The following is a 9809-nucleotide window of genomic DNA, read 5'->3' as shown; positions in this document are numbered from 1 at the left end:
AAAGGGAGTGGAAAAATTGAATAACCATGAGATTGATTACAAGTTATATGGCGATGATATGCAGTTTGTAGAAGTAGAGTTAGACCCGTCCGAAAGGTTATTGCAGAAGCTGGAAGCTTAATGATGATGGATGATCAAATACGAATGGAAACCATTTTTGGTGATGGCTCCACCAAGCAAACTGGTGGAATCATGGGCAAGCTGATCGGAGCTGGAAAAAGATTAGTTACAGGAGAAAGCTTATTTATGACAACATTTACGAACGAAGGAACTGGTAAAAAACATGTTTCGTTTGCTTCTCCATACCCCGGAAAAATTATTCCAATGGATCTAAGTGAATTGAATGGAGAGTTAATCTGTCAAAAGGATGCATTTTTAGCAGCTGCGAAAGGCGTATCTGTTGGAATCGCATTACAACGGCGCATTGGAACAGGTTTCTTTGGTGGAGAAGGATTTATCATGCAAAAGCTCGAAGGAGATGGCCTAGCATTTGTCCATGCAGGCGGAACCATTCATCGAAGAGATTTAAAATCAGGTGAGATTCTTCGAGTAGATACCGGTTGTCTCGTCGCGATGACAGGCAATATTGATTATGACATTGAATATGTTGGTGGCATTAAAACGGCATTATTTGGAGGTGAGGGTTTATTTTTCGCTACTTTACGCGGTCCCGGGACTGTCTGGATTCAATCCTTGCCATTTAGCAGACTTGCAAGCAGAGTATTTGCAGCAGCCCCTCAACGACCAGGCTCAGATTCTAAAGGGGAAGGTAGTATTGCAGGCGGACTATTTGATTTATTAGGTGGAGATCGTAAATAACATAATTGACATTCTTCTAATTTCTACCTGTTTTACATTACTTCACACGATATAAATCTATTACATGAAAAAAGAGAATGGCTCAATAATTTGAGTTATTCTCTTTTGGTATATTTTATAAGGGGGATCCTCAATGTAATTCAGATTCTAATTCACCCTTGCGATTATGGCCTAAATAGACCATATCTTCTACTTTTTCCAACGATACTTTGGTGTATCGTGAAATTTCTACAAGCGATACATGAGGATTTTTCTGGACAAAGTTGCGAACTTGTTCACTGTCCCTTAAGCATGTTGGACACATCATAAACGGACTGCTTTTCATCGGTTCTTTGCACAATCGACAATTTCGAACAAATTCTTTCATTTCCTCACCCCTTTAAAGTATTACTTCCATAATACAACATATTTATTTAACTAACAATCACAATTTGGAATTATTAGAAAAATAATGCTTTAGTCATGCCTTTTAGCTTTTTTATTTCCTATTGCGCAAAAAACTGATATAGTTTTATAAAAGATAAAGTAGGAGTTGATTGGATGCATTTAGATGAAATGTTAGAGTTCAACAAACAATTCGTGGAGAATAAACAATATACAGCATATAAAACAGATACATATCCCAACAAAAGGATGATTGTTTTTACATGTATGGATTCACGCTTAGTCGAACTATTGCACAAAGCATTAAACATTCAAAACGGAGACGTAAAAATGGTCAAAAATGCTGGTGCAATCATTCGTAAGCCGTTTGATAGCATCATGAAAAGCATTCTTGTTGCCGTTTTCAACCTTAAAGCTGAAGAGGTTGTCGTGATTGGTCACCATAATTGTGGAATGTCGAATGTAGATACAGAAGCCCTTAAGAAAACAATGATAAATCGTGGAATTGATGAAGAGAAAATAAACACATTAACCCATAGTGGAATCAGCCTTGACGAGGAATTTCACGGTTTTGAAACTGTAGAAGAGTCCGTCATGCAAAGTGTTGGCATCATTCGAAACCATCCATTGCTGCCGAAAGAAGTAAAAGTGCATGGTCTAGTTATTAACCCTGATACGGGTAAAGTAGATGTTGTTACAAAAGAATAGAAATAGGTACTAACTACTGCTTTTCTTTTAAAGCAGTAGTCTATTTGTATATTATTGAGGAAAGTAAATAAAGTACAATCTGCCTTCAATATCAATTGCCTTTGCGGGCTTGTTCTTTAGACTTTTATTGCAAAGAATCGCAGAAAAAAGCTAATCACCAAAATTGATCAGCTTTTCTCTTTATTTTTGGCTAATTTTTTCCGATCTTTAATTCCTGGTGGTTGTTCCAGCCAATTATGTTTAATCATAAGATCGGCACCACTTTTGGCTAAGCGGGTAATTTCTAATGATAATCGTTCGTAATTGACCGCTAAGTCCAATCGTTGACTAGCAGCTGCAGCAGTGGCATAGTTCCCAATCCCCGCTGCACTTATAAGTGACATATGAAACATCATCAATTTATCTGAAAATGTTTGTGTTGTAGAATCACTTACAGCTACATCAGGTACTTGCGGTGCTTCAATGTCATCTTTCAAAAATGTATCCACAAAAATTTTAATATGCTTTTGCGAAATTTCCTTTCCTCTTAGCATAAAATCTTGTACTTCTTTGGACGGAGAGGTTTGAGCAAAGGCAAGACATAATTTTACTCCCATCACGTTTGTTAGTATGTTCATATATAGATGGGAAATTTCAACTGCGTTCAATGGTCGTTTGTCACTAAATGGATTGAAGCCACTGTAATATTTCTTACTGTCCACATAATCCGTTTCTTTCGGAACTTCAATATATGGGTGCCTGCCGTTAATTCCCTTATTAACAGCAATTTTAAGTGATTCATTATAAAGATTCGTGATTTTACTCAAACCGATCGAAAAATAATTACATATATCTTCTCTTGTACTCATTGAAAGAAAACCACCGTATGCCAACATTCCCACTTTAGACATATGATTTACATAGGTTAAACAAAACGCATCTGTAAAAAGCCATGGAGCAATAATGTTAACGTCTTGTTCGTTAAAACCATTTGGAATGGCGTATTGTTCTTTTTCAAAAATGGATACCAATAGTTCCAGATGTTTGGAAGAAATGTCATAGGAAAGTTGAATAACAGGTTTTATATCTGGATCTTCAATATGCTTCAGCATATAGCCTAAAACGCACTTCGACATACTATCATTCATATATCCAGTCCAAAGTGAAGCAATTTCACCTGATGTTAAATATATTTTCTTTTCACTCATTCTGGTCCTCCTAAAGCGATGATAGGCTTAATATGCGCAAACAATTTTAGTTTATGTAAAGGTTTCCTGTTTAGTTATCCCTTGAGGAAGCGATGAAGCGAACCAACATTACCAATAAAAAAATACTGACAAAATAGCAATGATAACAAACAAAATACTAGTTAACATCCCAAATACGTATTGCTCTCTTCTTGAAAAGATCCCCGTTCCATATGCCAAATAAGTTGTTGTTGTATGAATAGGCAAAATCATCATCCCTCCAATAATCATGACAACTAAAAATGCTAGCTGTATTGGCGGTATTCCAATTAATTCTGAATAAGAAATAACGATTGGGAAAATAACAATTATTGCTGAAGAAGGGACAATAAAGAAAAAGCGCAAAACAAAAACAATGAAAGCAATAATCACTACTTTTATAACAATACTCGTACCTTCTGGAATAAAACCAATTAGTAAATTGGCTAATGCTTCTGCAGTACCATTACTTTCTAATAGCAATCCCAACGAAAAAGATGCACCAAGCAATAAGAAATTTTCCCAATCATAATCTCGAAGCATACGGTTGGTGACTAACCCTATTTTTGGAATAGCGTAAAATAAAATGCAACTAATAGCATTGGTGGCAGTAAAAGCGGAACTTTCTCTTGATCTGTTACAATCCAAACGATAATCATTAAAAAAAAGCTTACTAAAACAAACCAAAACTTAGTGGAAAACACCTCACCTCTCTCCTCGTTAATATCTTTTTCCTTGTTCAAAAAGGCAGTTATTTTTTCATCGGGCATCGTGATTTTTAGATAGTACCATACAAATAAAACCATAAAAATCGAACCTAACCAAAGTGGAGGGGCTATCATTATAAACCATTCCACCCACCCTAAATCGGCTATATTATAATCACGAATCAACTGAGAAGCGAGTATCGGGAAGCCACCACCAGTAAAAATAACAGTGGTAACATTTTGATTTAACATCCCGATGATATAAAGACTATACTTTTTAAAAATACTCTTCTCTGCAAATCCATATAAATAATTCATGTTCTGAATCAATGGAAAAAGTATCTTAAACCGAGCTACTGCTGAGGGCAGAATAATCGGTGAGATCAATACAAATAATGGCAATCCGATAATAATAAATCGAATACCACCCCTACTGCATCTTATTAAAAATCGAGAAACGACCTGATCCAAACCCACTTTTACCAGTACGTGACTAATGATGGACAGCAATAATATAAAATAGATGGCAGGAGATAAAAAACCTGCCAATGCCTCTTCAACTGTATCTACTAAGTTCAGCAAAAGCATAAGTGCCAGTATTAAAAAGCTGCTTGCACCTGTTGGAATTGGTGCCGCTATCCATAAATAGACTGCAAATACTAGTAACCCTAAGGTTAACTGTTGATCAACAGAAAAACGCTCTAAAACGGAAAGTCCTCCACTCAAAAAAATTGCTACCGCTAAAGTGAATAAAAAAAGATATACAATTATTTTTATCTGCTTATGTAAGTCTGTATTAAAGGTAAATTTCATCAATCATAATCCTTTTTACTACATATTTGTATATTTATTTAAAACAGATTCTGATAATTCAATATTAACACAATTACACTTTTACAAAAAAACATTTTTAAATAAACGTCAATTGCTACTCATATTTCTTTTATTTATCGGCATACTAAGTCAAGCTAAGCTGTGATGGAGGGACGACCTATGAGAAAAAGAATGAAACGTTCATCCAAAAACGTTTTTCCTCTGAAAATTGATGAACTAGAGCAACTAATGAAAAGTGAGTTTGATAAAAGTCCAGATTTAAGTTTTAGCAAATACGAACATCAAAATAAAAAAATTGCAGTATTTTTCATTCCCTATCAAGTGCAGCCGGATAGAGTAGAAAATCTGCTATTAACACCATTATTAGAGAGTAAGGAAGAATGGTCAAATACTGCTATCCTTAATAAAATACCGTTAAATTCAGGTAAAGAATATCAACAAATGGATGAAATTCTCCCAGGTCTCATAGCCGGTAAAGTTATGATTTATATAGAGGATGAAGCAGCTGTTGTATCCTATGATTTTTTAAACAAAGAAAAACGTTCTTTGGAAGGAGCCGAGACGGAATCCGTTGTTATTGGACCGAAAATAGCCTTCACAGAATCATTGGTTACGAATTTAAATGTGATTCGCTGGAATATTCGTACACCAGATCTGGCAATAGAAGAGATAACAATAGGTAAAAGAGCTCCACGTGAGGTCCGGTTAATTTATTTGAAATCGCTTGCCAACGATACAGATGTAGACACAATGAGACAACGTTTAAATGAATTAGATGTCGATAATGTTGAAGATAGTAATGTACTCATGCAATACATCGAAGACGACTCTGCGTCCATATTTCCACAATTTCATACAACCGAGTTGCCTGACCGTACTTCATATGCCATTTTAAAAGGAAAAATTGCAGTATTAATGGAAAATAGCCCGTCGGCATTAATTGCGCCATCGACCTTTTTTAGTTTTTTTGAATCAACGGAAGACTTATACATGCGCTGGAATTCAGGTTCACCTTTAAGGTTTATAAGATTTATGTCTATGTTCATCTCGGTCGTTCTGACCCCAATGTATGTTGCTGCAGTTACATTTCATTATGAAATTATACCAACGCAACTACTCATTTCAATTGGACAATCAAGAGCAGGAGTTCCCTTTCCTCCTGTATTTGAAGCATTATTCCTTGAGCTAATGATTGAATTATTACGTGAGGCTGGCGCAAGACTTCCGACGAAGGTAGGACAAACAATTGGTATCGTTGGTGGTGTTGTTGTCGGAACAGCTGCTGTTCAAGCTGGAATAACGAGTAATATATTAATTATCTTTATAACGATAAGTGCACTAGCTTCCTTTACAGCACCAAGTTATCAAATGGGTACTTCCATCAGATTGCTGCGTTTTCCAATGATTGTATTAGCAGGTATTCTAGGCTTGATTGGAATTATGTTCGGTTTATGTATGCTGATTATCCATTTATTAAAAATGACATCCTTAGGCAGACCATATCTGTCACCGATCTACCCAATTCGTTTTGAGGATTTAAACAAAGCATTATACCGGTTACCTCAAAATTTTCAGTACAAACGATTTATATCACTTTCTTTAAAAGATTCCATTCGTTTTTCTAAACGTAATGCTAAAGAGAAAAAAGATATTGATGAGTAGGTGTCTCCTGTGGAAATTAATGTAAAAATAAAACCAAATATGCGTATTCAAGCATTTTATTTGTTTTTTATTATCGTTTCCATGCAAATCGGGGTTGGTATATTAGGTGTCCCACGATTAGTTTTTAGCGAGGCAAAGCAAGATTCCTGGATATCCATCTTAGTGGCGGCTGCTTACGTTATCATCGTGTTATTGGCAATGCTGCTCATTCTTAAACAATATGATAATGCGGATATTCATGGTATTCATCGTGATATATTTGGAAAGTGGCTTGGAAAAATATTCAGCACTGTCTATATCTTATATTTTGCGATTGCTTTTTACTCTGTGCTATTAACATATATCGAGGTTGTTAAAGTGTTTGTATTTCCTGATGTAAGCAATTTTGTAATGGGGCTGCTGCTCATTTCTCTCACTATTTATGGTGTCCTAGGTGGATTGCGAGTTATTATCGGCGTTAGTTTCGTCTTTGGGGTCCTAGCTAATTGGATCCTATTTTTATTAATTCATCCTGCATTACAAATCGATTTTAATCATTACCTGCCACTTTTTCAAGCTCCTTTTGTCGATTTATTAAAAGGCGCAAGGGCTACTTCCTATACATTTATGGGATTTGAAATCTTATTTTTAGTTTATCCTTTTATCCAAAATAAAAATAAAGTTCGGATTTCGAGCCTTTTGGCTGTTACTTGGTCTTCACTTCTTGTATTATCTGCAACCATGCTAGCGATAGGCTTTTTCAGTGCTGAACAGCTTGAACGCAGAGAGTGGGCTGTTCTTGTATTATTTAAAACCCAAAGTTTTCCCTTTGTTGAACGGTTTGATTACATCGTTGTCGCTGAATTGATGATGGTTGTTGTACCATCCCTGCTCTTTCTTATGTGGGGATTAACATACAGTATGAAAAGAGTATATAAGGTCAAACAAAAACTAACATTGTATGTAGCTGCCATTATATTTTTAATTGGTACGTTCTTCTTTGAAAAGCATTTTGAAACGCAACGAGTCATTAATTTTGCTGAGCAGTTTGGATTCTGGTTTATTTATGTATATCCTTTTGTACTACTTCCATTGGTTTTATTGAAAAAGAGACTGAAGAAGCGAAAAGGAGCTGGATCCTCATGATAAAAAAAACAATTCTTTTGCTGATTTTCTCTGTCATTCTTACCTCCTGCGTACCCTATAAACAACTTGAGGAGCTAGGGATAATTAATACTCGTGGTGTAGACGTAACCGAAAACAATCGTGTTGAAACGACAATCATCGCTTACCAATTCGATGCGCAAAACCCACAAATAACGACATCTACTACTGGTGTTGGGAAAACAATTAAAGGAGCACGTGAGAATGCCGGTTATAATACAAATTTCGAGTTAAGCCCCGGACAAATACGACTTGAATTATATGGCAAGGAAACTGCCGAGGAAGGAATTTTAGAATACCTAAGTACACTAGTTCGTGATGCACGTGTATCGGATACAATGCTAGTAGCTATTAGTAATATTACTGCAAATGAGGTCCTTACAGTGGGGCAAGAAGAATTGAATACCGATGTCGGTCAAATAATCCAAAGTTTAATTGAAAAGGAAGTAAAGGAGTATAGTATACCAAAAACCTCCTTACAACATTTTTTGCATATTGAAGCAGATATTGGACAGGATCCCGTCGCTCCAATAATTGGTTTACGAAATAACAAACCAGCGATTGTTGGAATAGGCGCTTTTTCGAATGATAGGCTGGTTGGTGAGCTGCATATCGATCAAGCATTTCTAATTAATACCTTTTTAACAAATGTTAAAGGTACTCCAATGGAAATTTCACTTCCGCGAGAACCATTTGTAGATTTTATCTTTAATAACGAAACGAATTCGATGCAACCAGATAAACTTGAAGATAAGGAACACTTGACCATACTAGTAAGAATATCGAAAGGTAAAGGTGATATAACATTAAAAAACATCGATGATCTCCACTTTGAGGCTAATGTTCATTTAGAAGTAGATCTATATGAATCATCAGAGTTACTCAGTGTTAAGAACAAAAAAATAGCAGCCATACTGGAAGAGGAAATTGAAAAGGAATTTAAGCGACAGTATGATGTACTATTGGCCAAACTCCAAGAGATAGATTCTGACCCTTTAGGATTTGGAGGAATTTATCGAACAAAGAAAAAGGGGGAGCGTTTAACAGATACAGAGTGGAGGGAAAAATACCCAAACATTACAGTAGATTTCAATGTAAATGTAGATTTAATGCATTATGGAACAATACAGTAACAAACAAATCCAGACTAATAAACATACCCCCTGGCGTCCAAACCAGGGAGTATATTTATTTGCTTGTCGCATTAATAATTTCGATAACACGATCTCGCGATTTTTCACTTTTATATTCCTTCATCGTATCTATCATAATCGGTGCATATTCTTTTAATTGTAAAAGCTCATCTTTTAATGTTGGTTTTGTTAGTTTTTCCTCATCTATAACCCTGGCATAGCGTTTTTCCTGAAACGATTGCGCATTGATAATCTGATCCCCCCGGCTTGCACCTTTGGATAAAGGAACCAACAGCATAGGTATTCTTAATGCCAGAAATTCAAAGATTGCATTCGATCCAGCTCGAGACAGCACATAGTCTGAAGCAGCAAAAATATCCTTTAGTTCTTCATTAATATATTCAAATTGCACATATCCAGCTTTTTGAATCGAATGATCTATTTTGTCTCGTCCACAGATATGAATGATTTGAAAGTTCGTTAAAAGCTCATCCAAGCTTTCCCTCACGGTTTCGTTGATCTTATATGACCCGCCACTACCTCCCATGATGAGGAGTACAGGTAATTTTTTCGATAATCCGGCAAATTTCAAGCCGCTATCCTTATCCCCTTTAAAAAGCTCATCGCGAACAACTGCGCCAACATATTCCGCTTTTTTCTCAGGCAGATATTGCATCGTTTCTGGAAATGTCGCAAGTACTTTTTTCGTAAATGGAATGGAGAGCTTATTTGCTAATCCTGGTGTGAAATCTGATTCATGGATAACGGATGGCACGCCTCGTAATTTTGCAGCTGCAACAACAGGAACGGATACAAATCCTCCCTTAGAAAAGATAACTGCAGGCTTACGTTTACCAATTATCTTATACGCTTGCATTGTACCTTTTATCACCTTAAAAGGATCTTTTATATTTTCTTTCGACATGTAACGGCGAAGTTTTCCAGTGGATATTGGATGATAGGTTACTCCTTCGAGCTGTCCAATTAAGTCTCTTTCAATACCATTATAAGAGCCAATGTAATCAATTTCCCAGCCTTTTTCCTGATAGAATGGAATCAACGCTAAATTGACAATCACATGTCCAGCTGTTCCTCCACCAGTGAAAAGGATTCTTTTCTTTTTCATTGAAATGTACTTCCTTTCTTTCACAAATCAGCATAACCGAGTATAATAAAGGCTACGTCTTAATAGGATTACACTACTCTCTATCCTA

Annotated in this window: 9 protein-coding genes and 1 pseudogene; 5 read left to right on the top strand and 5 right to left on the bottom strand. The window is 35.9% G+C overall.

Annotation, left to right across the window (positions count from 1 at the left end; translation table 11 throughout):
* The first annotated feature begins 16 nt into the window (after positions 1–16).
* Positions 17–819: pseudogene (locus tag D1B32_RS03930) on the top strand (TIGR00266 family protein).
* Positions 820–949: 130 nt separating this feature from the next.
* Here D1B32_RS03930 and D1B32_RS03925 read toward each other — a convergent pair.
* On the bottom strand, positions 950–1186 hold the full coding sequence (locus D1B32_RS03925; protein ID WP_095309766.1) for a FeoC-like transcriptional regulator: 237 nt from the start codon (positions 1184–1186) through the stop codon (positions 950–952).
* 173 nt (positions 1187–1359) lie between these two features.
* On the opposite strand from D1B32_RS03925, the gene D1B32_RS03920 reads away from it, so the two are divergent.
* Entirely contained in the window at positions 1360–1911 is a 552-nt protein-coding gene (locus D1B32_RS03920; RefSeq protein ID WP_095309769.1) for a beta-class carbonic anhydrase, read from the top strand.
* Between the two features lie 167 nt (positions 1912–2078).
* Here the strand turns inward: D1B32_RS03920 and D1B32_RS03915 are convergent, their stop codons facing one another.
* The 3 genes from D1B32_RS03915 to D1B32_RS03905 form a co-directional block, all read right to left on the bottom strand.
* Positions 2079–3098: a DUF3231 family protein gene (locus D1B32_RS03915; protein WP_118888684.1), complete on the bottom strand. Its 1020-nt coding sequence runs from the start codon at positions 3096–3098 to the stop codon at positions 2079–2081.
* Between the two features lie 108 nt (positions 3099–3206).
* A complete protein-coding gene (locus D1B32_RS03910; RefSeq protein WP_095309774.1) occupies positions 3207–3659 on the bottom strand; it encodes an anion permease in 453 nt (150 codons plus the stop codon).
* A 17-nt stretch (positions 3660–3676) separates the two neighbouring features.
* Positions 3677–4636 (bottom strand): SLC13 family permease, encoded by a 960-nt coding sequence (locus D1B32_RS03905; RefSeq protein ID WP_118888683.1) that lies wholly within the window; start codon positions 4634–4636, stop codon positions 3677–3679.
* Positions 4637–4816: 180 nt separating this feature from the next.
* On the opposite strand from D1B32_RS03905, the gene D1B32_RS03900 reads away from it, so the two are divergent.
* The 3 genes from D1B32_RS03900 to D1B32_RS03890 are packed head-to-tail and all read left to right on the top strand — an operon-like array spanning position 4817 to position 8595.
* Positions 4817–6319: a spore germination protein gene (locus D1B32_RS03900; protein ID WP_240033723.1), complete on the top strand. Its 1503-nt coding sequence runs from the start codon at positions 4817–4819 to the stop codon at positions 6317–6319.
* 9 nt (positions 6320–6328) lie between these two features.
* Positions 6329–7444 (top strand): GerAB/ArcD/ProY family transporter, encoded by a 1116-nt coding sequence (locus tag D1B32_RS03895; RefSeq protein ID WP_118888682.1) that lies wholly within the window; start codon positions 6329–6331, stop codon positions 7442–7444.
* On the top strand, positions 7441–8595 hold the full coding sequence (locus D1B32_RS03890; RefSeq protein ID WP_118888681.1) for a Ger(x)C family spore germination protein: 1155 nt from the start codon (positions 7441–7443) through the stop codon (positions 8593–8595). Before D1B32_RS03895 ends, D1B32_RS03890 begins: the two co-directional genes overlap by 4 nt.
* Positions 8596–8650: 55 nt before the next feature.
* Here D1B32_RS03890 and D1B32_RS03885 read toward each other — a convergent pair whose 3' ends face one another.
* Positions 8651–9721, bottom strand: a complete 1071-nt coding sequence (locus tag D1B32_RS03885; protein WP_118888680.1) for an undecaprenyldiphospho-muramoylpentapeptide beta-N-acetylglucosaminyltransferase — start codon at positions 9719–9721, stop codon at positions 8651–8653.
* Positions 9722–9809 lie beyond the last annotated feature (88 nt).

Source organism: Oceanobacillus profundus (assembly GCF_003515705.1).
Classification (GTDB): Bacteria; Bacillota; Bacilli; order Bacillales; family Amphibacillaceae; genus Oceanobacillus; species Oceanobacillus profundus.
This window is presented reverse-complemented; position numbering and strand designations above follow the sequence as displayed.

Excerpts from the sequence above, each read along its gene's own strand:
- D1B32_RS03915 (WP_118888684.1), bottom strand. The coding sequence starts at position 3,098 with ATGAGTGAAAAGAAAATATATTTAACATCAGGTGAAATTGCTTCACTT.
- D1B32_RS03925 (WP_095309766.1), bottom strand. The coding sequence starts at position 1,186 with ATGAAAGAATTTGTTCGAAATTGTCGATTGTGCAAAGAACCGATGAAA.
- D1B32_RS03885 (WP_118888680.1), bottom strand. The coding sequence starts at position 9,721 with ATGAAAAAGAAAAGAATCCTTTTCACTGGTGGAGGAACAGCTGGACAT.
- D1B32_RS03900 (WP_240033723.1), top strand. The coding sequence starts at position 4,817 with ATGAGAAAAAGAATGAAACGTTCATCCAAAAACGTTTTTCCTCTGAAA.
- D1B32_RS03890 (WP_118888681.1), top strand. The coding sequence starts at position 7,441 with ATGATAAAAAAAACAATTCTTTTGCTGATTTTCTCTGTCATTCTTACC.
- D1B32_RS03910 (WP_095309774.1), bottom strand. The coding sequence starts at position 3,659 with ATGCTTCGAGATTATGATTGGGAAAATTTCTTATTGCTTGGTGCATCT.
- D1B32_RS03920 (WP_095309769.1), top strand. The coding sequence starts at position 1,360 with ATGCATTTAGATGAAATGTTAGAGTTCAACAAACAATTCGTGGAGAAT.
- D1B32_RS03905 (WP_118888683.1), bottom strand. The coding sequence starts at position 4,636 with ATGAAATTTACCTTTAATACAGACTTACATAAGCAGATAAAAATAATT.